This is a genomic window from uncultured Marivirga sp. (assembly GCF_963974845.1).
Lineage (GTDB): Bacteria > Bacteroidota > Bacteroidia > Cytophagales > Cyclobacteriaceae > Marivirga > Marivirga harenae.
In genome coordinates this window covers 182,966-209,275 of the sequence record NZ_CAXBEQ010000008.1, presented here as the reverse complement: position 1 = coordinate 209,275, position 26,310 = coordinate 182,966, and the positions used below count along the sequence as shown (strand labels likewise).

Sequence of the window (26,310 nt, the reverse complement as noted above, 5' to 3'; positions counted from 1 at the left end):
CCCACTAAAATGTACCTTTATAAAAAGCCTTTGCTTTTATTGGTGTTAATAGCTTTTCATCTAAATATTTACTCGCAAAAAGTAGGTTTGGTGTTAAGTGGTGGTGGAGCTAAGGGTTTAGCTCATGTTGGAGTTTTAAAAGCACTAGAAGAAAATGAAATTCCAATTGACTATGTAATGGGAACCTCCATGGGCGGAGTAGTAGGTGGTTTTTACGCTGCTGGTTACAGTCCGGAGGAAATTGATTCTATTGCACGGTCTGAAAACTTTCAAAATTGGATTGATGGAAGATTTCCAGATGATTTTAATACTTACTATTTCAAAAGTAGTCCTAGTCCCCAATGGTTAGAAATCAATTTAGGAGTTGATTCTACATTTGACACAAATTTACGTCCAAAATTAGCGAATGATTTAATCCTCAATTTTGCATTGGTCGAATATACTGCACAAGCCAATCAAATAGCTGGTGAAAATTACGCTAATCTATTAATTCCGTTTACAGCTGTTGGAGCCGAAATATTTACCCAAAAATCTGTTTATATGGACAAGGGGGTTTTGGGTCATTCTTTACGAGCTACAATGTCAGTTCCTTATGTTTATAAGCCGGTAAAGATTGATGGTGAATTTATTTTTGATGGTGGTATATATGATAATTTCCCAGCGAGTAAATTAGAGGAGAAATTTGATCCTGATATTATGATTGGTGTTAATGTTGCCACTAAGATATTTGAAGACTATCCTGAAGATGACAAGAAATTGATATCGAATTCTTTGCTTTTCATGATCATGGATAAGGTGAATCCTAAAGACCTTGGTAATTCCAGTGTATTTATAGAGCCCAATACTGTAGATATTACTGGCTTTGATTTTAATAAAGTCGGTGCCATTATTGACAGTGGTTATGCGGAAGCCATGAGAAAGATGCCTCAAATCCTTGAAAAGGTGGAGCGAAGAAAAAGCCGGGAAGATTTTGAAAGCTTAAGACAAGATTTCAAAAAGAATATTAAACCCTTAAAATTTTCAGTTTTTGAATACAATAACTTAAGACCAGATGAAGTCCGATTTATTAATAAAATTCTTAACCCTGAAAATAAATTAGAATTAGACATTTCGGAGGTCAGAAATAACTACTATAAATTGATTGCGGATCCATATTTCAGTACGGTTTTTCCTAAAATAACATATTCAAATGAAAAAGAATCGTTTGCTTTTAGATTGACCTCAGAAGGCGAGCAAAATATAAGGTTACAGATTGGAGGAAATGTTGCTTCATCCGGATTGAGTAATTTCTTTATGGGTGCGGGATATGATCATTTAAATTACATGTTGTTTAATCACAGCACATCAGTAAACATAGGACAATTTTATAAGTCGTTTCATTATGATTTAAAAATGCAATTTCCTTTTGGATATCAGTTTTATGTTACCCCATTCTTTCATTACAATGGCTGGGATTTTCTTAAAACAGGCAATTTTTTGGATAATAGAAGAGTATCACCTATCAATCAATTTGACCGCAACTATGGGGTCAGAGTGGGCGCGCCTATTTTTGATAGGATGAAAATAGAATTAAAAAGTAGTTTGCTAAGGAAGGTAAATGAATACACAAACAGGGACAGTTATGTATCTTCCGACACTTTGGATTTTAATAGGTTCTATGGCTATGATCACCAAATAGCGTTAGATTATGTAGATTTGAATAAAAAGGTATTTCCAACAGAGGGAGTTAAATTTGGATTAAGTGTGTCTCATTTTTATGGGGACGAGTCATTTGAACCAGGCTCTACTTCCGAAATGGGATTGAATCAAGTATCGCATAATTGGATCCAATTTGCTGCAGAGTTTGAACAGTATTATCCATTAAAATATGGTGATATTGGATTTTCTATAACAGCTAAAGGGAGTAATATAAAAGCTTTCAGTAATTATAGAGCAACTATTTTAAATTCTCCTGCTTATTTGCCAACTTTTGAAAGCCAAGGATTATTTTTAGAAAATTTTCGTGCTCCAGCTTTCCTCGCAGGAGGATTGAAATATCAGATCAATCTTTATAAAGACTTTAAATTAAGAGTTGAAGGTCATGCTTTTAAGCCGGTGTTTAAATGGAATGAGGTTGGGGAAGAGACTACTAGGACAGGTCTTATTCCTGATTACCACTTATCCGGTATGGGAGCATTGTTTTATGAATCTCCAATAGGTCCCATTAGTTTATCTGCACATTACTATGACGATAACTCACCTTTCCTGCTTCTATTTAATATTGGTTATTTGATGTATAATAAAAAGCCACTCGAATAGTATTCTTTTATTTTCATCGAATATTTATATGTATTCCAATATTAAAACTTAGTTTTGCACAATTATTTTTTTAGAAAATAAAAAGAAATTATTGTATGAAAGGTTTGTTCTTTATATTAAATATTATCTTTACGGCTTACATTCAATTAGCTGCAGCACAACCAGGTACGAAATGGGTGGAATTGGAAGGGAAAGTGATAAATAAAGCTTTGGAAGGGCCGATTGAAGCTACTTTAACCTTAGAAAGCTTGCCTTATGGGGCTGATATAAGAATGTTTCATTCGGATGTAGAGACAGGTGACTTTTCCTTTAAAGTTAAGGAAAACAAAGAGTATAAAGTAAAGGTTGAGGCGAAAGGTTACATTGCCATTGAAGAAAAAATTGAAGTTAAATCGAAAAATGAGCCCTTGATATTTAGCCTAATGCCGGCAGGAGCAGGTTCACTTTTAAGGTTAGACATTAACTTTAAACAAAGCAAAGCGGATATTATGGATGGTTCTTATACGGAACTGGATAAATTGTTAAATATGCTGACCGAATATCCGAATATGGAAATTCAGTTAGAAGGTCATACTGATTTTAGGGGAAGTGCATCAGCCAATATGAGATTGAGTGAGAAAAGAGTGAAAGCTGTGAAATCTTATTTGACATCTAAGTCCGTAAGTTCAGATAGAATTAAAACAAAAGCATTTGGAGGTACCCAACCTCTAAGTAGAGAAAGTACAGAAGAGGCAAAATTAAACAATAGAAGAGTGGAGGCTCGAATATTGAAGACAGAATAATTTATTAAAATGAAAAAACCATTATTAGTACTACTAGCATCTTTTTTAACATTTTTTGGTTCCAAAGCTCAAGACGCCAATTGGGCAGATAGAGTAATTGAATTTTCGTCTGAATTGGAAGATACCCAATATTCGGTTCAGCAGTTACTTGGAAAACCTAACGTCTACCCTTGGGGTGAAGGTAGTCCAAGCGCTTGGACGCCAAGTCGACCAGGACGAGAGGAATTTGTGAAAGTTGGTTTCGATAATCCCAAACCGATTAGACAAATTGCAATTGCTGAGTCATATAATCCCAGTGCTTTAACAAAGATTTTCTTTTATGATGAAGCTGGAAATGAGTATCTTATGATCGAAAGAGAACCTGTTATTGTAAATCAACCAGGAAGGTTCTTGAGATTGTTTACCGAACTAACAGAGTTTAATGTCGCGGCAGTAAAACTAGAATTTGATGGGGGAGCTGTACCCGGATATTACAGTATTGATGCAATAGGAATCACTGATTCTGAGACCCCAATTGATTTACAATTAGAATTGGTGCCGAATGTGAAAGAAGAGTTGGTTTCAGAACGTCTAGACGAAAAAGTAAATAGTCCTTATGAAGAACTAAAACCAATCTTAAGTCCTGATGGTAGGCAGTTGTTCTTTGGTAGAAAATTTCATCCTGACAACATTGGCGGAATTGAAGATTATGAAGACATCTGGGTTAGCGATTTGGATACCACTACGAATGAATGGAAAGAAGCCAAGAATTTAGGGGAACCACTGAACAGTGATGGTCCTAACTGGGTAAGTTCTATTACACCAGATGGTAACACTTTGGTATTGCTAATTGGAAATGAGTACGATGCAAAGAAAGGTAAAATGTTTTCAGGAGTATCTGTATCTTCAAAAGAAGGAGAAAGTTGGTCGAAACCAGAAAGTTTATCAATCGATGATTTCTACAATATGTCTGAGAAGGCTAATTTCTATTTAGCGAATAGTCGAAAAACCTTAATTATGTCTGTCAAAAGAGATGATTCTTATGGTGACAGAGATTTATATGTCAGTTTTGAAAAGAGAGACGGATCATGGACGGCACCCATGAACTTGGGTGCAAATGTGAATACAGCAACCGATGAAACCTCTCCATTTCTTGCCGCTGATGATAAGACACTTTTCTTCTCTTCGTCAGGATATATAGGATTTGGTAAAAGTGATATCTATATGACGCAAAGACTGGACGATACTTGGCAAAACTGGAGTGAGCCTTATAATATGGGGCCACAAGTAAATTCAAATGGAGATGATTTATTCTTTAGTATGCCGGCAGAGGGTAATTTTGCTTATTATACTAAGGAAGATTCCCTTGGTGACATGGATATCTACAGATTAGCAATGCCATTGTTTAACGAATTAAATCCGGTAATCACCATTTCAGGTAGGGTTGTGGATGCTGAAACCCAAGAACCGCTTGACGCAATTGTATCTTATGAAACATTAGATGGTACTGAGGTAGGAAAAGTTCAAACTGATCCTACTACAGGAGAGTATAAGATTGCCTTGCCAGCTGGACAAGAGTATCAGTATATTGCTAAAGTGAAAGGATATTTGCCTATAAGTGAAAATGTTGATCTAACTAATCAAAAGGAATCTAAAAGCTTTAATAATGATATGATAATGGCTCCAGTTAAGGAGAAAGCTGAGATTGTTTTAAATAATGTTTTCTTCGCTTTTGATAGTTATAAGTTGCTACCAAGCAGTATTTCTGAATTAAATAGGATGGTAGAGGTAATGAAAGATAATAGTAATATTGAGGTGGTAATTATAGGACATACTGATAGCACAGGACCTGAAGAATACAATCAAGTCTTATCAGAGAAAAGAGCCCAGTCAGTTGTCAATTATCTTACCGATAATGGAGTTAAGAAAGATCGATTGGAATACGTAGGTAAAGGAGAAACTGAACCAGCATATCCTAATGACACAAAAGAGAATAGGTCAAAAAATAGAAGAGTTAACTTTAAAGTAGAAAGATAAGCTCAATAGATTACATTTGAATTTTTATAAAAAGCCGAGCTAAGCTCGGCTTTTTTGTTGAATGATTTTTTGAGTACTTTATTGTGAGTAATTGTTGTTCTCACTTATAGAATTTAATTCATTTGATCCAAAACGGATATGAATAGTGGCAATTGAATACTTGAAATTTGGCATTCTTTTGTCTCAGTATCGTTTTATTTGCATTATTCAAGAAGGGGAAATCAGAATAATGACTTAGAAGTAATTTAGAGTTCTCTGATTTCAGGATTCTATTCCAAGATGGAAAGCTTTGTTAATATAGGCAAAATAAAAGTTAATGGTTTTTAATGAAATCTGAGGTTTTGGGAATAATGGATAGATTTATTTTATAGATTAAATTTTGTGCTTTTATGTTTTTTCTTTCTTTTTGATCAAGTAACCGCAGTCTATTGAACTGAACTTCAAAGAAGATAACAAAATGGTCCTGTGTTACAGGATATGAGCCAGGGTTAAACAGCCTTTGGCTGTTCTTTTGTTTTCTTTTGATTCTTCTGTGGTTAAATCTCCAGCTTTAGCTAGTTTTTAGTCTTGTTATATAGTAGCAGAAAGAAAAAATCAAGACGTAATTATGCTTCAGCCCACATTATTAACTAGCCCGTCTTTTTGTCCTCTTGCCTGCAAACCACAGTTCAAAACTATTTTGAGTTGAGTATTCTGTAGTTTTTAACAAGAGTTCCCGATTTTAGAGACAAAAAAAGGCAGAAGATTACTTCTGCCTTTTTAAATAGCATTGATTGTTTTTATTTATTTCTGCTCATTTCATTATCAGCTGGAGATTGGCCTCTTGGCGTGGAATTCCTCATTTGATACAGTTCGAATTTATTAGGAATATTTCTTGGTGGCCAGTAATTATTTTCCTCGTCCACATCTGCTGTTTCTCTTTTTGGATCTACTTGAAATTGAACGATTTCCTTTTGTGTAATGATTACTTTTGTGGCCGTATTCTCTCTTTTTCTCCAGATTTCTGCAGGATACTTGAAAGTTTCTTTGCTTCCATCGGCATAAGTGGCTTCAATGATGATCGGCATTACTAATCCGCCTTTATTTTCATATTGAACTTCATAAAAATTATAACCACCATCTAGAAGTGCTTCCTCTTTACCTGTTAATGAAGCTCTAAAAGTTTTGTAAGCCTTTCTATCGTCACTATCCACTTCAAATGGATCAAAGCTATTATAGAAATCTTTTAGCTCAGGATGCTTCTCTACGACAGTCTTAACTCCTTCGTCTTTGTTTTTGTCTGGCGTTACATGATAACTCTCTTCTTCGGCTCTTTCTTTTTTGATTTTGTTTTCCACATCAGGATTTTTCGAATCTAATTTGAACCATTCTACATCTTTGATTGCGATGTCTACATGGTCAGTGCTATAAAACCAGCCTCTCCAAAACCAATCCAAATCGACTGCTGAAGCATCTTCCATGGTGCGGAAAAAGTCTGATGGAGTAGGGTGTTTAAAGGCCCATCTTTCTGAAAAGGTTTTGAATGATTTATCAAATAGCTCTCTTCCCATTACTGTTTCCCTTAAAATGTTTAAGGCTGTGGCTGGTTTTCCGTATGCGTTATTACCGAATTGAATTATATTTTCAGAATTGGTCATAATAGGACGGATATTTTGTTTGTCACCTTTCATGTAAGAAACAATATTTCCTGCTGGGCCTCTTCTGCTTGGGTAGTTAGGTTCCCATTCTTGCTCAGCAACAAATTGTACGAAACTATTTAGGCCTTCATCCATCCAAGTCCATTGACGCTCATCAGAATTGACAATCATTGGGAAGAAATTATGTCCTACTTCATGAATGATTACGCCTATCATTCCATATTTCGTTCTGGCAGAATAAGTACCGTCAGGAGCAGGTCGTCCATAGTTGAAACAAATCATTGGATATTCCATGCCGTTGGCTGCTTCTACAGATATTGCCACAGGATAAGGATAAGGTATTGTCATTCTAGAATAAACTTCTAGGGTATGTGCAACTACTCTGGTGGAATACTTGTCCCACAATCCCCAAGCTTCTTTGGGATAATAAGACATTGCCATTACTGTTTTACCATCTATATCAACTCCCATAGCGTCCCAGATAAACTTACGGGAAGAACCAAAAGCGAAATCTCGAACATCTTCAGCTTTATAAGTCCACGTTTTGGTCCCTTTTGCTTTACTCTTTTCTGCTTTTTCAGCCTCTTTTTTTGTCACAATCAATACAGGATCGTCAGCGGTTTTTGATTTTTCCCATCTCTCTAATTGATCCTCTGTCAGTACGGCATCAGCATTTTGCAATTCACCTGTAGAAGCTACAATATGATCTTCAGGAACTGTGATGTTAACTTCATAATCTCCGAATGGTAATGCAAACTCACCACTGCCGATGAATTGCTTATTTTGCCATCCTTCGAAGTCGTTATAAACTGCCATTCTTGGAAACCACTGCGTAATGGTGTAGACAGTGTTTTCATCGTCTTCAAAGTAATCGTATCCACCACGTCCACCCATTCGTGCTCTATCGTTAATATTGTAGAACCAGTCAATGGAGAAAGAGATTTCTTCACCTGCTTTCAATGGTTTTTTCAAATCAATACGCATCATCGTATTATTGATCGTGTATTCCATTTCATTACCTTCAGCATCTACCAACTTCTGGATTTTATGACCACCGTCATAATCAGGGTATCCCATCATCCGGTCAATTTGTCCTTCACTAGCTCGGCTTGGAACACTATTCTCCCCTACATCATAAGACATACTGTTTTTGGCACGCATGTTCTGATCCAACTGCACCCATAAATAGGTCAATTGATCTGGTGAGTTGTTGGTGTAAGTAATGGTTTCAGAACCAATGATTTGATTCTTGCCTTCATCAAGTGTAACGTCAATTTTGTAGTCAGCTTTCTGTTGCCAATACATATGACCGGGTGCTCCCGAAGCTGTTCTGTAAACATTCGGTGACCTCAACATGTAATCCAATTGCTCAAATTTGCCTTGGTTTTGATACTCTTGTGCCGTAGCTGCAAATGTAAAAAATGCCATTAAGGCGGTAAATATTCTTTTCATATTGATTTTATTTTATTGTTCTACTTACCAAAATTTTGTTTCCATCATAATTGTTACGGCAATTCCCGCAATGGCGCTGGAAACAATCAGCACCCAATCTCTTCTTTTCATTCCGAAAAGGTCTATAAAGATAAAAGATAAAACTAAAAAGCATAAAACTATAATGATTTGTCCTACTTCTAAGCCAACATTAAATGCTAATAACTCCATCACTATCGAACTGTTTTTTCCTAAAATGGCTTTCAGGTAATTACTAAATCCTAATCCATGGATTAGACCAAAAAGCAAAGCAAATACATAATTCAATTGCATGCTTCCTGTGCTTTTCAGATTTCTTTCCTTTTTGAAAAGATTTGCAAATGCAGTAATGAAAATGGTTACCGGTATTAGGAATTCAATTAATTCCGAGCTTATTTTTACATAATTTAAGGTAGATAAAGCCAAAGTGATAGAGTGGCCAATAGTAAAGGCCGTAATTAGAATTAGTACCTTTCTCCAATCACGCATTAAATATATTGCCGCAAGGGCGAGAACGAATAAAATATGATCGTATCCGTTGATATCTAGTATGTGATCTAGTCCTTCTAAAAAGTAGGCTTTAAATGTTGACATATCCTTTTATATAATTTTCAGATTTATTGTTAACAAAACATAATATTACCATAATTTTGTAAAACAGTCATAAGACTTTCAAAAATGTTATATAGCAATTATATTATCGGTTTTTTCTGGATGCTTAGCGGAATGCTACATCCTTTTTATGTGTCAATCACAGATTTGGTTTATAAGGAAGATACGAAGTCAGTTCAAATTATGCATAAAGTATTTGTGGATGATTTTGAACAGACTTTAAATAAGCATTATAAAGTTAATCTAGATATTCTTTCAATGGAAAGCACCAAAGAAATTGATGAGATGGTAAATGATTATTTTTCGAAGAGATTTGCAGTTGAAATCGATGGGAAAGAACAAGAGATCGTTTACATCGGAAGTGAACTGGAGGAAAACGTGCTGTGGGTGTATCAGGAAATTTATAAAGTACGCAAGCCCAAAATCTTCAGAATTACTAATATAGTTTTATTTGATGAGTTTGATACCCAGTCCAATTTGGTTCATACAGATTTGGGAGGAGAAATTAAAACCCTCCGATTAACAGAGGGTGATGGAACTCAGCAGGTGGAGTTTGATTTTTATTGATGCTCAAATCAGAGCACATTTAAACTCTGCTCTTTAATTTTCTCCAATTCCTCTTTCATCTGAATGACTTGCTCTTGCAAGTCGGAGTCATTGGCTTTAGAACCTAAGGTGTTAATCTCCCTCCCGATTTCTTGGCTAATAAAACCAAGCTTTTTGCCATGTGAGTCTGCTGTGCTGTTTAATGTATCTAAAAAGTATTGTAAATGAATGGACAAACGTTCCATTTCTTCATTTACATCAAGTTTTTCAGAATAGTAAATCAACTCTTGTTCCAACCTTTCCTGGTCGTAATCAACAGACTGCGTTAGTTCTTTAATATTATTTTGAAGGCGGGTACGGATTTTATCCATTCTTTTGGGTTCTATCTTTTTGGCGTTGTCCAATTTTTCGGAAATGGTATAAATATAGCCTGATAGAATTTCGCCCACAGTCTGACCCTCTGTATTTCTAAAGTCATTGCAGTTGTCCAAAGCAATATTTAATGTCCCAATAATCAATTGATCATCCTCTTCAGCAAGCTGGTCGTCATTATATTTAATAATTTCAGGGGCGTCCAAAGCCATCTTCATGCTATCATGGAATTTTCGGCCGTTGGCTTCTTCCAGTTCCGATAACTTATCCAAATATGCTGAAAACAACTCTTGGTCTATGTTAGGTAAAGATAATTGCTTGTTTTTCTTGGAAATATTGATGGAAACAGACGCTTTACCCCTTATCAGTTTTTGAGTAATAAGGTTTCTTACTTCAATTTCCTTGGCGTTAAAAACTTTAGGAAGCTTCAAAGACAAGTCTAAAAACTTAGAATTAAGAGTTTTAATCTCTACTTCAATTGAAATATTTTCGTTTTGGGCTTCAGCATGACCAAAGCCAGTCATTGATTTAATCATGGGGTAAAATTAATAGGATTCGAGAACTTAATTGTAAGCAAAAAGGATTTAATTAAAAATCATAACCGATACTTAGACTCAGTTTTGGATCTTGAACTATATAGTCTTCAATTGGGTAAGCATAATCAAGTCTTAAATAATAGCCTAATAAGGTGGTTCTCAATCCTAAACCAAGGGAAGACAACCAAGGGTTTTTGTAATTTCTTATTACCGCCTTAAAGTTATTGGTTTCAATATTTTGGCGGTTAATGCTATTGTCTTGATCCCAAGGACTTCCACCTAACCATGCAGTTCCAATGTCATAAAATCCTATAAGTTGAAAGTTTCTAGCAAAATTTGATGACATCGAATTATTACTTAAAACTCTAAACAGTGGAAAACGCAATTCATTACTCAGAAGTATCACATTTTTTCCGCTAAATTCATTCAGTTGGAAACCTCTTAAACCAGTAACAAATTCATGAAACAAAATATTAGAGTTATAGATGGGGCTCTCTGTGGAAGTTAAGGCAAGTGGATTTTCCTCAGGTGTAATTTCGGCTCCAGTAGGCGGTTGGTTGACTCTTCTAAAAACCCAGTTTTCAACTCCACCCAACATATAGTATGGTGAATTTTGGCCAAAGAATCCACCTGCGTAAAGTCTGCTGGCAAAGGTTATTTCTCTAAATACTTTCTGATAATTTCTGACATCAATGTATAGCTTACTGAATGATTCACCAGCATTAAAGCCACCAGTATAATTTTCAAAAGCAATTTTCCCCCTTAAACCTTGCCTCATGTTTAATCCCAATGGCTCCGAATTATCATAAACATATTCGATTTTGCCTCCAAAGAGCAAGTCATTGCGCAGTGGATCTTTCTCCAAATTGTTTTGTTGAGTTAAGACATTAAAACTGCTTTCAATAAATTGTTGGTATACGATATGAGGCTTAACACTAATTCTACTATTATTTGAAAAAGGGTAGGCTCCTCCAAAACTAAAGTTGTTAAGTGAATAGGTTTGGTCAGTGAATCTATCGTCCAATTTTGTAGCATAAACTTCTCTTTCAAACCTGACACTATAATCGACCAATCTTTCAAGATATTGATATTCACCAAATATAGAACCACTCTTGAAATCTTGTAGTGATACATCAAATCCACCATAGAATTTATTGTTTTCACGTAAATCATTCATCTGATACCTGGAGTACATGGTAAGTCCAATAAGAGGGTCTATATTCCAAGAGGCAGTTATATTATTAGTTGTAAATGTTGGCTCATAATCAAAGGGGCCCATCATACTAGCTGTATTTCTAAGCTTACTTAAATTCTTCAATAAGGAACTTTGCTTCTTTTCTTGCTCAAACTGTTGTTGTTCGAAGTCGAAATTATCAGCATCTAGTTTAGTAGTAGATTCATCCGTTTGGTTTAATTTCTTTTGCAGGCTAGACAGAGATGAATCTTTCTTGAAATCAGATTTGGTATTGATTTCTAATTCATTGCTTCTAGCAGGGATTTTACTTTGTTTTGATGCTTCACTGCTTAGCTTTCTACTTAATTGAACTTGCTTGCGAAGTGTAGAAGGTAAAAACTTTGCTTCATTTCCAGAGAAGTCATTCCTAAAGAAAAATCTATGTTCCCCGCTTTGGTCTAATACAAATGAAAAATAATTGAATTCAGGTCTTATGTCGTAATTTAGAATCCCTGTACCGTAAGCGGTAATTTGTCTAGAAGTCCCTTTCTCGGTGTCAAATTTGTACAAATTATTAATCCCTGACTTATCACTAACATAATAAATAGCGGTGCTGTCTGGGATGACAATTTTTGAGTTTTGCCCAAAATCTTTGGTAAGTTGGTTTAACTGATTTGGCTCATCGATGTCTAATTCAAATAGATTGAAATTTTTAGTCAAGTCCTTATAGTTATTTTCAGTTGAGATGGTATCAGAACTTCTGTTGGATGAGAAGACAATACGTTTTGTATCTGGTATAAAAGCAGGATCTAAGTCATCAAAAACATCATTAGTTAACCTTCTTATATTAGGTCTTCCGGTGCTTATTAAGTACAAGTCAGACTGCGCATTAATATTAGCACTGACTACAGCAGTTTTTCCATTGGGGTAAATATTGATTTGGTTGACTTGATCAAATCTTCGTAAGTCTCTTTTCTGAAATTTCTTGGAGTATGGGTCATATAAATACAAATAATTCACACCTCTTTCATAACTTACAATACCCAAGGTCGTGCTATCCCCCCAGTCCATGGCAGGTGCAAATGTATCCTCAAATTCTTCAAGTCTCCTTTGGCCTCCTTTAAAAATTGTTTTTTCATTTCCAGTACTTATTTCCCTCAACTTAATTTTAAATCGTCCTCGGTTATTGATGGAATAAGCTAAATAATCACCATTAGGGCTTATTTTAGAGCTATAATTCAAATCTCCCTGCCAGGGTTTGGAAATCTGGTTTTTCTTTGAGGGTTTTTCTGTTTCCATACCTGAAAAATTATTAAGATAGAAGTATCTGTATTCGGATAGAAATGCTTTGAAAGGAATACCCAGTGTATTGGTGATACTTTTCTCCTCATTTCGGATAATCCTTGTTAAATTTAAGGTATTGGAAATATTAATTCGTCCGTATTTTTCTGAAATAAAATTCCATATAGATTGACCTGCAAGTTCCGCTTCTTTACCTTCTAGTTTATCAATTTGCTTCGCACTATGGTCAACCAAGAAATTCCTTACGAAATCGTCCATTTCAGCACTCCAGCCGTACGCGATATAGGCTGCAATTCCGCTAATAAACCAATCGGGAACAGTAAATAATGCATTTGATTGAAAAACCTCCGAAACCAAACCACCTCCAAACAACATATCCTTGACATAAAGCTTAGAAACTTTGTAGATGAGTTCGTCTTTAAATTCTTGGTAGGAGCCAGAAAAAGCTAATTCTATATGTGTTTTTAAGAAGTTGGTTTGTCCACTTATGTCAAATTGTGCTTCATTAAGACCAACATTGCTTTGATTATAATCTAGGTTGCTATTGAACAGGAAAATTTTCGTTTTGCTGTAAGGAGCATAACCCATTATGTCAGTAATACGCAAAAAATCTTCTTCAATATTTTCTGCCAATTGCTTTGCTAATTTTTGACCACCGTAGTAATAATAAATATCAAAGTGTGGAGTACTATAATACTTCCATTCAAAATAGCGATATTGGATTCTACTCTTGCCAAAAGTTTCTTCGCTATTTTGCGAGAATGACAGCTTGGGCATTAACATTAAAGTAAAGCCTAAAAAAACTAAAGCATATTTTAAGAAACTTCTGATCATACTAACTTGAATATAATGGATAATAACGATTTATGTTTACTTCATCGTTCAATTTTTTTGAATTAATTATTGATTCAACAAATTCATTGGCAAAAAATGGTGCAAGAGAAACGCCCTTAGTTCCTAATCCATTGAATATAAATACGTTCTTCAATTCCGGATGGTTTCCTATTAGGGGTCGCCTGTCTTTGGATGCGGGCCTAATTCCAGCTACTTGTTCTATAATTTCATATTCTAATTTTAAAAGATCATCCAGTTTATCTGTCAATTGCTTTCTTGCTTTTGTAGTTGGTTCATAGTCTAGTTTCTTCCATTCATAAGTAGCACCAACTCTGTAGAAATCCTGTTGCGGATTCTTAACTAAAAAAACTCCTCTATTGAAAATAATTTCTTCTGGAAGAGGCTTTTCGGTTTTTATATGAAGGATTTCTCCCTTAACTGGGGCGGTTGGCAACCAATTAAAAAACGGATTTTGACTTAATGGGCCATCGCAAAAGATTATGTTTTTGCTTTCTATTTTCTTGTATTTGATTTTTTCTTTCTGTACTTCTATTAAATTAAAATCTATTCGTTCATTTATAAATTGCCGATCTAAAACTAACCTATTCTTGTGGTGCTCTAACATTTCTTTCACATCCAGAAACCCGCTGTTGTTTAGTAGAATTCCACCGAACTGGTCTTTTATATATGCCTGGAAATTTGGTTTAGTGTAAGTTGCTGTAACGAAGACATCATTTGTTTCTGTTCTTGACATCCAATCATTCTGGTCTTCCAAGGATAAAAAAGGCCTGTAAATAGTTCTTTTGTGAAGGAATTTTGCTTGCAATGAATTTTCCAACTTGGTATAGAACTGCTCTAAATATGGAAATAGCTCAGCCGCTTTCCAGGTTTGCTTCATTTTCCTGCCTGTCACAGGATTGTACAGGCCTGCCGCCACTTTCGAGCTAGAGTTTGGATTTTCATCTGAGAACACTAAGAATGACTTGTTATATTTTTTGAGATGTTCAACGACCGCTACAGAGGCCAATCCATGCCCCACAATGATGTAATCAATTTGCATATTCTAAATGGATTTTTTGGAATGATATAATAAGAATATTAACCACATTAAAGTTTAAATTACCTTATTTTTATTACCACTGTTTTTTAAGATTTTATTTAGTAATCCTAATTTTAGGCAATCAGTTTTAATTTCAACAAATTTGCACTAAACTTTAAGGAAATGATAAACATAAAGCAATTTGTTTTTAGCCCATTTATGGAAAATACCTATGTGGTTTATGATAACAATAAAAATGCAGCAATTATAGATCCAGGTTGTTACGAAGGCTACGAGCAGGACGAACTGGTTAATTTCATAAAAGCTGAAGGATTAAATGTAACACAATTAATAAATACCCATTGTCACATTGATCATGTGCTGGGTAATGCATTTGTGAAAGATAAGTTTGGAGTGGAGTTGTATATGCATGAAAAGGATTTACCAACATTAGAAGCTGTCCCCACTTATTCTGCCGCCTATGGTTTTGCAAATTACCAACCTAGCCAGCCAGATCACTTTTTGAAGGAAGGCGATACTCACAAAATAGGTGATATTGAATTCAAAGTATTGTTCTTGCCGGGACATGCTCCAGGACACATAGGTTTTATGAATGAAGCTGAAAAGGTGTTTATTGGAGGAGATGTATTGTTTGATGGTAGCATAGGAAGAACTGATCTCCCAGGAGGAGATCATGATACTTTAATTAGTAGCATTCAAAACAAACTATTTAAATATCATGATGACGTAAAAGTTTATTGTGGACATGGCCCTGAAACTACTTTGGGTAAAGAAAAAGTAAGTAATCCTTTCTGTGCCATCAAATAGAATATTATGATAAAAAAGAATATTCCTAATACAATCACTGCGGCCAACCTATTTACAGGGGCAGTGGGTGTGTATTTTGCAAGTCAATTTGAGTTTGAATGGGTGGCATTTTGCATTGTGTTAGCAGCATTTTTCGATTTTTTGGACGGTATGTTGGCTAGATTGTTGAAAGTTCATTCTGAAATTGGGAAGCAGCTAGACTCTTTGGCTGATATGGTAACATTTGGTTTTTTACCTTCTTATGTGCTTTTCCAATTTTTACAAATGAATGACGCGGGAATTTTAAGTTTCACTGCCTTTTTGATTGCAGTGTTCTCAGCATTCAGATTGGCAAAATTCAATATTGATAGCCGTCAATCAGAGGAATTTATTGGATTACCTACTCCTGCCAATGCTTTGTTCATTGGATTTCTGGTTTTTTTAAAGGAGTTTGAAACATTGGGATTTGTATTTGAAACGCCTTCGTTACTAATTTTTGCAGTTGTTTTTTCATTATTACTGGTAGCTGAAATCCCTATGATTGCTTTGAAATTTAAGAGCTTAAATTTTCGTGAAAATATTTTTAGGTACACCACTATTCTGATGGCTATAGTTTTAATAAGTTTTTTTCAATTTTCAGCTGTGCCACTCGTTATCCTGCTTTATATACTATTATCAGTGATTAAGTTTGCCTTTAATAAATGAAATTAATTTTATGTAATAACTGTTAGCTCAATGTTTAAATAAAAAAATGAAGTACTTTCTCAGTATTATATTGACCACGTTTTCCTTCCATTTTTTAAGTAGCCAGTCTATTTTAGAGAAAGAAGGTATTATTAAAGTGGCTACTCTGCAGGAAGGAGTCCATAAAATTGATAAAGTATTTCTTGAGTCAATTGGATATAATGCCAATGAAATAAACCCTAAAAACATTCAGGTTTACGGGATGCCTGGAGGACATATTCCACAATCGAATTCAGTGAACTATCCGTATGCTCCTCAAGAAATTCCAGTGAAAGTAGAGGCAAATGATAATAATGCTTTTGACAGCGATGAGGTAATTTATTTCTACGCTGATGCCGTTCAGAACATTAATTTCAGTTTCGAGGAAGAGACTTATCAATATAGTAATAATTTATACAGTGATTCATTATACTTTTTTATCGACTTAAATGCGGGGAGCACTAAATCGATAGACTCAAAATCCCCAACCAATATACAACCCGATAGGGTTATTGATTGGTATGATGCTGTATATTTTCATGAAATTGATCAAACTAATATTTTACGTTCTGGAAGGATGTGGTTTGGAGAATCATTTAATGTAAATAGATCTCAGACTTTTACTTTTAACTTATTAAATGATTTAGCGCCAGGACGAGAAATTGCACTAACTACTCAGTACATGGCACAGACCTATAATTCAGCTAATTTAAATATATCAATAAATGAATTTGGTTTGGCTTCCGTTGAAATGCCCCAAGTTTCTGATTTCACTGTTTTCCCCTATCGCCAAAAAGGAGAAATTATAAACAATTATTCTACTTTAACTAGTTCACTTTTATCAAGCAATGAACTTACAGTTGGTATTTCACATGACCCGTTAGGTTCAGGTAGATCTGATGGGTATTTAGATTATCTTTTTCTGACAGTGCCAGAGCAATTAAAAATTGGTGGTGGTCAGATGGTGATTAGAAACAGGGATTTCCAACAGATTGGTAATTATGAATTGAATATTCAAGGCCTAAATACAAATCATTCGGTATGGGATGTTACAGATCTATTAAATTATGAAGAATTGGTTTATCAAGGACAAAAATTTGTGTTTTCTCAGACCCAGCCCAATGAAAGAAAGTTCGTGGTTTTTGAAAAGTCAACAGCCCATGACCCTTATTTCATAAATATACTAAGTGGTCAAAATATTAAAACCACTAGCTCTCCTGAATACCTTATTATCTCCTATGATGATTTTTTTCAACAGGCTCTTAAGTTGGCTGATTTCCGAAGAAGTCACAACGGTTATAATGTAGAGGTGGCAAAAACTAGTCAAATATTTAATGAATTTGGATCTGGTAGGGCTGATGTTTCTGCCATTCGAAATTATATACGATATTATTACAAAAGAAACCCAGGTAAATTGAAATATGTGTTGATGTTAGGAGCAGCATCATATGATTATAAAGATAGAGTAGCTAATAACACGAATCTCGTTCCTGTCTATGAATCAAGAAACTCACTGCACCCGGTTTTTACCTACGCATCCGATGATTTTTATGGCTTTATGAATGAAGAGGAAGGTATTTGGGAAGAGGAGTTTAATAATACAGATGCTATCGATGTAGGTATTGGTCGAATTCCAGCTAAGACAGCTCAGGAGGCTACTGGTGCCGTCAATAAGATAATTCATTATGAAACTAATCCTCACACATTTAATAAGTGGCGCAATGATTTGTACTTTATTGCAGACGATGAGGACGGTAATATTTTCCACCGAGATTCAGAAGTATTGAGTGAATATGTGATTGATAATTTTGGTTTTTATAACATCAATAAGCTGTATTTAGGTGCTTTCGAACAAGAGATTTTTGCAAGTACACAGCGCTCACCAAAAATGCGTGAGGCCATTAATGATATGGTGGAAAAAGGGGCTTTGATAGTGAATTACATTGGCCATGGATCTGAAAATAGCTGGACCAACGAGTCAATACTTTCTAAAAATATGGTTAGCGAATGGACTAATTTAGATCGATTACCTTTATTTGTTACGGCCACTTGTGAATACGGTAGATTTGATAATCCAAACATAGTCTCCGGTGCACAGGAAATGTTGCTAAAGCAAGATGGAGGTGCAATCGCACTCTTGACCACTTCTCGACCGGTAGAATCGAGCTCAAATGCTACCCTTAATCGCTCCTTTTTCAAAAATGTGTTCAAAGAAGATGGTGGAGAACCCAAAAAATTAGGAGACATCATTAAGAACACCAAGAATTCTGGAATTGTAGGAGTGAAAAATAGAAATTTTATCCTATTGGGAGACCCTGCATTAACATTGGCCGAGCCTAAAAATAATTTAAGAATTGAAGAGGTAGTAAATGAGAAGGGAAATGCAGACACTCTAAACAGTATGTCAAAAATTTCAGTTAGCGGGATTGTAGAAAATCCTGCAGGGCAAGTGCTCAGCAGCTTTACGGGAGAATTAACTGCTGAACTTTACGATAAACCACAAGAAAGCAGTACAATTGATCCCTCAGAAAATGAATTCAATTTTCTCGAATTAGATCAAGTGATTTATAGAGGGAAATCTACGATAGAGAATGGTAATTTTAGTTTTACTTTTTATGTCCCAAAAGAAATAGATTATCAAATTGAAAAGGGAAAATTTAGCCTATATGCAAAACCTGACGAGGGACTTGAAGATGCTAATGGTTTTAATGACGATTATTTGATCGGTGGAAGTATTACTATGTCAAATCAAGATGATATTGGGCCTGATGTCAATATTTACTTGAACGATCGGGAATTTGTGAGCGGTGGTAAGACTGGGAGCAATGTAGAATTAATAGTAGATTTATTCGATGAACACGGCATCAGCATTTCCAATAGTAATGTAAACCCGGGTATAACATTTAATGTAGATGGGGGAGAGGAGATCAAACTGAATGACTTTTTTTATTATAATCGTGATTCATACCAAGAGGGAAGTTTGAGTTATAATGTATCAGATTTAGCAAAAGGTGAACATTTTATAACGGTAACTGCTATGGATGTATTTAATAATAAATCGAAGTCAACCGTGGAGTTTAAGGTAGTGGGCAATGATGAGCTCTCGATTTTGGACTTCACCATATTTCCGAATCCGGCATCAGAAAATGTTAATTTTAAGCTCCGACAAAACAGAAGAAATAAAGAGATGGAGGTTAAATACCAGATTCTCAATAACCAAGGTCAAGAAGTTTATTCATATAATTATAATACGAAAGAAGATTTTAGACAGGACGTTTGGGATTTGAGGGGTGAAAATGGAAGAAATCTTTCACCCGGAATATATTTTGTCAGGGTTTTTATACGTTCTATAGAAGATAATGCAAAAACTAACCAATTTAAAAAGCTAATTGTAATCAATTAAGTATATTTGAAGTAAATCAAGATAAAATGCGAGTAGCAAGATTAATTTTTTTCACTATTATTACATTCATTTCAACAATTGCCGTTGGGCAAATCACAGGTCCACCCACCACGGTTTCAGGTCAGGATGCCGAACGAAATGTAATTACCACAGCAATGCCTTTTTTATTAATTTCACCTGATTCCCGATCAGCTGGGATGGGTGATGTAGGTGTTGCACTATCTGCTGACGCCAATGCCATGCAATGGAATGCAGCACGTTTGGCATTTGTAGAAAATGAAGTCGGAGCTTCGATTTCTTATTCACCCTGGTTGATGAGTATTGGGGTAACTGATATGTCCATATCTTACCTAAGCGGTTATTACAGAATTGATAAAGAACAAGTAGTGGGGATCTCAATGAAATATTTTGATTTGGGAAATATATTTTTCACCGATGATGGTAGCACTGGCACAGATTTTTCTCCTAAAGATTTCTCTATAGCAGCTGCTTACTCTAGAAAACTAAGTGATAATCTTAGCGCATCATTGACGAGTAAATTTGCAAGGTCCAATTTATTCGGAAATTACACAAATAACAATCAATCGAACCCAAGTCCAGCAACGGCTCTAGGAGTAGATTTAGGGTTGCTTTACACCAAGGATCTTTTGGTTAATGGAAAAGACTCTGACTTTTCTACGGGTTTACAAATATCTAATATTGCCAACAAAGTATCATACAGCGGTGACGATAATGAGCAGTTTCTACCGATTAATCTTAAAATTGGCTCGGCTTTTACAACAGAGTTGGACCCGTACAATAAACTGACGGTCGCACTTGATTTTAATAAATTGATGGTGCCGACCCCAAATGAAAGTGATACTATCCCTGCAACTTTATTGGAAGGAATGTTCGGTTCCTTTGCTGATGCGCCAGGAGGTTTTCAAGAAGAATTAAGGGAAATCACGATTTCAACAGGTGTTGAGTATTGGTATAATAATGTGTTCGCAGTGCGTACTGGTTATTTTTATGAACACACTACCAAGGGTGGTAGAAAATACTTCACGGCTGGATTAGGCTTCAGGTATCAGGTGCTTGGATTAGATTTTTCATATTTAATCCCTACCCAACAAAACAATCCGTTGGCTGAAACGCTTAGGTTCACAGCTGTTTTTAACTTTGAAAGTTTGGGAATAGCTAAAGCTTCTGTAGCAGAATAGGAATTTATATTAATACCAATTTTTAAATTTTCAATTAAGTTATATGCTCAATAGACAAATAGCTCCTGAATCTTATATGTTAAAAGAGTTGTCCTTGACTAAGCCGAAGATCAAGGAGTTGTCCAATGAGTTATCTGTCCACATTTTAGCAGATGATACAAATCCTGTCATAAAGACTGACATTCTTTTTCCTGCAGGCAAGGTAAATGACGACAAGCCAGGTCAATCATTAATTTGTGCTAAATCCATGGTGGAAGGTACTAAAAGTTATCCAGGGAGTGAGCTGCAGGAACTGTTGGATCATTATGGTGCCCATTTAGATGTTTCAATAGACTATGATTATACCACGGTTACATTATTATGCCTGAAAGAGCATTTCAATACCCTTTTGCCTTTATTAAAAAGTGCTATCACTGAGCCTTTATTTGATCCTGAGGATTTTGAAAAAATTAAGTTACAACAACTGCAAAAGATAAGAGTAAACAAGCAAAAAAATGCCTTGATAGCTACTAAGAATCTTCGCAAAAATCTATTGCATGGCACACCATATGCGGATACTTTAGAGGAGGAATATCTGAATAATATTGATATTGAGGATATTAAAAAATACTTTAATCGATATTTTATTTTAAAACCTGAAATTATTGTAGCAGGAGATTTTGATCAGAATATATTTACTTTCCTGGAGGAGCATTTCGGAATGTTAGAGTTTTCAAATGAAATTGCTGAATATACTGGTAAATTATCCCCTATCATTGATGATAAGTTAATTAAAAGAGAAGGTTCGGTACAGGCTTCTGTTAGAATGGGGCTAATTTCTATTCCACGCAACCATCCTGACTATTTCGATTTAAATATTACAAATGAGATTTTGGGTGGTTATTTTGGATCAAGATTAATGAAAAATATCAGAGAGGATAAAGGTTATACCTATGGTATTTATTCCGTTTTGATTAATTATAAACATTTGGATTACCATATCATAGGAGCAGATGTAAAAATTGACCATGTCGAAGACACAGTAAAAGAAGTTTATAGAGAAATGGAAGAACTCAAAGTTACACCTGTACCGCAGGAAGAGATTGAGACCATTAAAAATTATATGCTAGGGAAAATTGCTAGTAGTTTGGATACCGTATTTCATCAATCCGAGAATTACAAAGTAAAGCTGTCAGAAGGTGCTGATTACATAGATTATTTTGATAATTATGTGGACAAAATACGTAATATTTGTTCAGAGAGAGTCATGGAAATCAGCAAGAAATATTTTTCCGAAAAGTATTGTGTAGTTAAGGTGGCTTAAGCAATTTATTTCACAAAATATATATGGATGAATTGAATTGAAGTATTGAATTTCAATTTACATTTGCATCCAAAATATGACAATCAAACAAAAGGTCTTGGCAGTTGAAAAGTTATTCAAAGGTCTCGACAAAGAGATTTCTGATTTCAGACGCGAATCAGACATTTATTGTTTTTCAGGATGTGGTAAATGTTGTAACAAGGCAGATATAGAAGCATCACCTCTGGAGTTTTTACCGCTAGCCTTTCACTGGTTTTCGCAAGGCCGAGCAGATGAAATGTTTGAGAAACTGGAAGCAAATCAATCACTTAATTGTTTGGTCTATCAACCCCTATCAATATATGATCAGAATCATGGCCATTGTGGAGAATATGATTTTAGAGGTTTGATCTGCAGATTATTTGGATATGGCGCAAGTCGAGACAAGTACGGTGAATTGCGTATGGTTACTTGCAAATTGATAAAAGAAAATCAAGTTGAAAATTACGAAAGGGCTGTTGAAATGCTAAAGTCCAAGTCTCCAGTTCCGATTTTTACTGACTATTACCAAAAACTCATGCAAATAGATTTCAGATTAGCAATAGACATGTTACCTATAAATGAAGCTGTTTTGTCAGCTTTGGAGGCTGTAATGCAGTACTATGCGTATAGGGCCTTGCCTGCAGGAAAAGGAGCCGCCTAGGATTTATCATTGAAATAAAAACCCGAAAGAGTTTGCTTTCGGGTTTTGTTTTATGATCAAGAAAGTTTGATTTTAGAGGTCACATATGAATTGGTCTGTTGTCAGTAGCTGCCAGACATGCCTCTTTTACTGCTTCCATATATGTTGGATGCGCATGAGACATTCGGGATACATCTTCTGCAGAAGCTCTATACTCCATTGCAGTAACCCCAGCTGCAATCATATCAGCCGCTCTTGCACCGATAATATGAATGCCTAAAATCTCATCGGTTTTCTTATCTGCAATTACTTTAACTAAACCTTCTAAATCCCCACTTGCTCTCGCTCTTCCTAGTGCTTTATATGGGAAGGATCCCGTTTTGATATCTCTGCCTTTTTCCTTCAGCTCTTCTTCAGTGTAGCCTACTCCAGCAACTTCTGGCCAGGTATAAACTACGTTAGGGATTAATTTATAGTGAATATGTGGCTTTTGTCCGGCCATGGTTTCTGCTACAAAAGTACCTTCTTCCTCAGCTTTATGAGCTAGCATTGCTCCTCTCACTACATCTCCGATTGCATAAATATTGTCAATTTCCGTTTTCAAATTTTCATCTACTGAGATTCTGCCCTTATCATCGGTTTTTAGTCCTGCAGCTTCAAGATTCAATCCATCCGTATAGGGTTTTCTTCCTACAGCAACTAAGCAATAATCGCCTTTAATAGTTTCCTCTTCACCTTTATCAGTTTCATAAGTAACTTCTACTTCCTTGCCTTTATTTTCAACCTTGGTTACTTTGTGTTTCAATTTCAGGTCCATCCCGAGCTTTTTCATACTCTTTTTCATTTCCTTACCCATCGTGCCGTCCATTGTTGCAATTAAGCTATCCATGAATTCAATGGTAGTAACTTTAGAGCCAATTCTTTTGTAAACAGAGCCCAATTCAAGTCCTATTACACCACCACCGATCAAAATTAAGTGTTTTGGAACTTCTTTAAGTTCTAATGCTTCGGTGCTGCTGATAATTCTTTTCTTATCAAATTTCGCAAAAGGTAGCTCTACAGGTTTTGAACCAGTAGCGATGATTACTTTATCGGTATCAAGTTCTTCAGTTTTACCATCTGATTTTGTGACAACTACAGTGTTTTTGTCTTTAAAAGAACCCACACCTGTATGGACATCAATTTTATTTTTCTTCATCAAAAAAGCAATACCGTCAACATTCTGTTTGACCACATCTGCTTTTCTATTGATCATCTGCTTGATATCCACTTTTAAATTGCTCAGGTTGATGCCATGCTCTTTAAAGGTAGTTTCTGCATTATGATAATGCTCCGAGGAATCTAGCAGTGCTTTTGAAGGAATACAACCCACATTCAGGCAAGTTCCACCAAGTGTATCATATTTTTCAATAATAGCTGTTTTCATTCCCAGTTGTGCACAACGAATTGCTGCTACATAACCACCAGGACCGGAACCAATTACTGTTACATCATATTTTGACATTTCTTTTAGTTATTTTGAGTGAGTGCCTTGTAAATTGTATAAGGTACAAAGTACAAGGAACAAAGATGAAATTATACAAATACTTTCTGCTGGAAGGAGTACATCATTCGTCTGAGTACTTCAATTTCTTCCACTAATTGATTTTTATTCTTTTTAGTAATAAATTTGAATTTTGAAGCTAGTACAATCTGAGTTTGAACCTCCGCAAGAGAACCCAAAGACATTCCTAGAATGTGGTTGAATTCTTTATTGCTATTTCTTCCTGCACCTTTTGAAATATTAGATGGTATGGAGACTGCAGATCTTCTAAGCTGTGAAGTCAGCCCGAACTTTACTTCAGAAGGGAAATGAGCGCTCACATTGTACACGCTCTCTGCTAAATCACTTCCCCTCTTCCAAATATCCAGATCTTGAAATTTATGCATCGCAATCTAATTCAATCTATTTCTTTGTACTTTGTTCTGTTTACTTTGTACAGGTAATTCTTAAATCCCCAAAAGTAATCTTGTTGGATCTTCCAATAATTCTTTCACTCGAACCAAAAAGCTTACAGATTCTTTCCCATCAATAATCCTATGATCATAGCTCAATGCTACGTACATAATTGGTCTGATTTGAACTTCTCCATTAATGGCTACAGGACGTTCCACTATGTTGTGCATTCCTAAAATAGCTGATTGTGGTGCATTGATTATAGGAGTTGATAACATCGAACCAAATATACCACCATTAGTAATAGTGAAGGTTCCTCCGCTCATCTCGTCAATACTTAACTTTCCATCTCTCGCTTTTACAGCCAGTCTGATTACTTCGGATTCTACTTCATTAAATGATAGCTTTTCCGCATTTCTAATTACGGGTACAACTAAACCTTTTGGTGAAGAAACTGCAATAGACATATCAACATAATCACTATAAACCATTTCGTTGCCATCTATCTGCGCGTTTACAGCGGGAAATTCCTTCAATGCCATTGTGCAGGCTTTCGTAAAGAAAGACATAAAACCTAGTCCCACCTCATACTTTTCTTTAAACTGTTCTTTATATTTTTTGCGTAAATCCATGATAGGCTTCATATCCACTTCATTGAAAGTAGTTAACATTGCCGTTTCATTTTTAACGCTGACCAATCTTCTTGCCACCGTTTTACGCAGGCTAGACATTTTTTCTCTACGTTGATCCCGTTCGCTACTTGGCCCTGGTACAGATTTAGTTTCTATTCCGGAATCACCAGATTTACTTTCTTTTTCAGTCGATTTAGAAGCTTGCTGCTTCTCTGCATTTTCAGCATCTTCTTTTGTGATTCGACCATCTTTGCCGCTTCCTTTCACATTCGATGCATCTATCCCTTTTTCTTTCAAAATTTTAGCAGCAGCTGGAGAAGCATGGCCAGTTGCATAGCTTTCTCTCTCTTCATCTTTTGATTCAGAGCCTGAATCGCTTGAAGCAGAGCTTTTCACTGAGGAAGATTCACTAGGAGCATCGCCTTCTGTAACTTCAATCTTACAGATTGTAGCGCCAATCTCAATTGTGTCGTCTTCCTGTGCAACAATTTGTAAAAAGCCATTAGCCTCAGCAGGCAATTCAAAGGTTGCTTTGTCAGATTCAACTTCTGCAATGACTTCATCCATTTCTACATAATCGCCATCCGATTTCAACCAAGAACTAATAGTAACTTCTGTAATAGATTCACCAACAGTAGGTACCACCATTTCATGAACTTCACCGGTCTTTTTTGGTCCGCTACTTGAAGAGGAAGATTCTTTCTTTTCCTGTTTTGGTTCAGATTTCCCCTCTTTTTTCTCCTCAGGTTTAGAATTGCCGCCTTTGGCATCTTCATCAATCTCGCAGATGACTGCACCTACTTCAATAGTTTCGTCCTCTTGAGCTTTAATTTTTAATACACCGGAAGCTTCAGCAGGCAATTCAAAGGTTGCTTTATCTGATTCCAGTTCTGCAATGATTTCATCTTGTTCAACAAAATCACCATCTTTTTTTAACCACGAGGCAATGGTTACTTCAGTGATTGATTCGCCTACTTCCGGTACTTTTATTTCTAAACTCATGTTTCTCTGAATTCTATCTTACAAAT

Annotated in this window: 18 protein-coding genes; 10 read left to right on the top strand and 8 right to left on the bottom strand. The window is 35.5% G+C overall.

Annotated elements, in window-relative coordinates; all coding sequences use genetic code 11:
• Positions 1-9 precede the first annotated feature (9 nt).
• From AAC601_RS16830 to AAC601_RS16820, 3 genes are all read left to right on the top strand, one after another.
• Positions 10-2,298 (top strand): patatin-like phospholipase family protein, encoded by a 2,289-nt coding sequence (locus AAC601_RS16830; RefSeq protein ID WP_303270816.1) that lies wholly within the window; start codon positions 10-12, stop codon positions 2,296-2,298.
• Between the two features lie 95 nt (positions 2,299-2,393).
• Positions 2,394-3,080 carry an OmpA family protein gene (locus AAC601_RS16825; RefSeq protein ID WP_303270815.1) on the top strand — a complete coding sequence of 229 codons (687 nt, stop codon included), beginning with the start codon at positions 2,394-2,396 and terminating at the stop codon, positions 3,078-3,080.
• Positions 3,081-3,089: 9 nt separating this feature from the next.
• Positions 3,090-5,096: an OmpA family protein gene (locus AAC601_RS16820; RefSeq protein WP_340153903.1), complete on the top strand. Its 2,007-nt coding sequence runs from the start codon at positions 3,090-3,092 to the stop codon at positions 5,094-5,096.
• Positions 5,097-5,875: 779 nt separating this feature from the next.
• Here the strand turns inward: AAC601_RS16820 and AAC601_RS16815 are convergent.
• Positions 5,876-8,185, bottom strand: coding sequence for a M1 family metallopeptidase (locus tag AAC601_RS16815; protein ID WP_340153902.1), 2,310 nt, complete (start codon positions 8,183-8,185; stop codon positions 5,876-5,878).
• 24 nt (positions 8,186-8,209) lie between these two features.
• The gene (locus tag AAC601_RS16810) at positions 8,210-8,797 is read right to left on the bottom strand and encodes a HupE/UreJ family protein (RefSeq protein WP_303270809.1); all 588 of its coding nucleotides are present in this window, start codon (positions 8,795-8,797) and stop codon (positions 8,210-8,212) included.
• Positions 8,798-8,881: 84 nt separating this feature from the next.
• On the opposite strand from AAC601_RS16810, the gene AAC601_RS16805 reads away from it, so the two are divergent.
• Positions 8,882-9,382: a DUF6702 family protein gene (locus tag AAC601_RS16805; protein ID WP_303270808.1), complete on the top strand. Its 501-nt coding sequence runs from the start codon at positions 8,882-8,884 to the stop codon at positions 9,380-9,382.
• 8 nt (positions 9,383-9,390) lie between these two features.
• Here AAC601_RS16805 and AAC601_RS16800 read toward each other — a convergent pair whose 3' ends face one another.
• From AAC601_RS16800 to AAC601_RS16790, 3 genes are read right to left on the bottom strand one after another with little or no spacing between them, the layout of a single operon-like run.
• Complete coding sequence (locus AAC601_RS16800; protein ID WP_340153901.1) at positions 9,391-10,269, bottom strand: YicC/YloC family endoribonuclease; 879 nt, start codon at positions 10,267-10,269, stop codon at positions 9,391-9,393.
• Between the two features lie 52 nt (positions 10,270-10,321).
• Positions 10,322-13,522 (bottom strand): hypothetical protein, encoded by a 3,201-nt coding sequence (locus tag AAC601_RS16795; RefSeq protein WP_303270806.1) that lies wholly within the window; start codon positions 13,520-13,522, stop codon positions 10,322-10,324.
• 58 nt (positions 13,523-13,580) lie between these two features.
• Positions 13,581-14,639, bottom strand: a complete 1,059-nt coding sequence (locus tag AAC601_RS16790) for an FAD-dependent oxidoreductase (RefSeq protein ID WP_303270805.1) — start codon at positions 14,637-14,639, stop codon at positions 13,581-13,583.
• A gap of 162 nt (positions 14,640-14,801) precedes the next feature.
• On the opposite strand from AAC601_RS16790, the gene AAC601_RS16785 reads away from it, so the two are divergent.
• The 6 genes from AAC601_RS16785 (at position 14,802) to AAC601_RS16760 (ending at position 22,735) form a co-directional block, all read left to right on the top strand.
• The gene (locus AAC601_RS16785) at positions 14,802-15,446 is read left to right on the top strand and encodes an MBL fold metallo-hydrolase (RefSeq protein WP_303270804.1); all 645 of its coding nucleotides are present in this window, start codon (positions 14,802-14,804) and stop codon (positions 15,444-15,446) included.
• Positions 15,447-15,452: 6 nt separating this feature from the next.
• Entirely contained in the window at positions 15,453-16,130 is a 678-nt protein-coding gene (gene pssA, locus AAC601_RS16780; protein WP_303270803.1) for a CDP-diacylglycerol--serine O-phosphatidyltransferase, read from the top strand.
• Positions 16,131-16,176: 46 nt separating this feature from the next.
• Positions 16,177-19,551, top strand: a complete 3,375-nt coding sequence (gene porU / locus AAC601_RS16775) for a type IX secretion system sortase PorU (RefSeq protein ID WP_340153900.1) — start codon at positions 16,177-16,179, stop codon at positions 19,549-19,551.
• Positions 19,552-19,577: 26 nt separating this feature from the next.
• Positions 19,578-20,750 (top strand): type IX secretion system outer membrane channel protein PorV, encoded by a 1,173-nt coding sequence (gene porV, locus AAC601_RS16770; RefSeq protein ID WP_340153899.1) that lies wholly within the window; start codon positions 19,578-19,580, stop codon positions 20,748-20,750.
• A 43-nt stretch (positions 20,751-20,793) separates the two neighbouring features.
• A complete protein-coding gene (locus AAC601_RS16765) occupies positions 20,794-22,053 on the top strand; it encodes a pitrilysin family protein (RefSeq protein WP_340153898.1) in 1,260 nt (419 codons plus the stop codon).
• Between the two features lie 76 nt (positions 22,054-22,129).
• Positions 22,130-22,735: a YkgJ family cysteine cluster protein gene (locus AAC601_RS16760; RefSeq protein ID WP_340153897.1), complete on the top strand. Its 606-nt coding sequence runs from the start codon at positions 22,130-22,132 to the stop codon at positions 22,733-22,735.
• 79 nt (positions 22,736-22,814) lie between these two features.
• On the opposite strand, the gene lpdA is transcribed toward AAC601_RS16760, so the two are convergent.
• From lpdA to odhB, 3 genes are all read right to left on the bottom strand, one after another.
• Positions 22,815-24,218 carry a dihydrolipoyl dehydrogenase gene (lpdA, locus tag AAC601_RS16755; RefSeq protein ID WP_340153896.1) on the bottom strand — a complete coding sequence of 468 codons (1,404 nt, stop codon included), beginning with the start codon at positions 24,216-24,218 and terminating at the stop codon, positions 22,815-22,817.
• Between the two features lie 71 nt (positions 24,219-24,289).
• Positions 24,290-24,643, bottom strand: coding sequence for a four helix bundle protein (locus AAC601_RS16750; RefSeq protein WP_340153895.1), 354 nt, complete (start codon positions 24,641-24,643; stop codon positions 24,290-24,292).
• A gap of 60 nt (positions 24,644-24,703) precedes the next feature.
• Complete coding sequence (gene odhB / locus AAC601_RS16745) at positions 24,704-26,284, bottom strand: 2-oxoglutarate dehydrogenase complex dihydrolipoyllysine-residue succinyltransferase (RefSeq protein ID WP_340153894.1); 1,581 nt, start codon at positions 26,282-26,284, stop codon at positions 24,704-24,706.
• Positions 26,285-26,310: the final 26 nt, after the last annotated feature.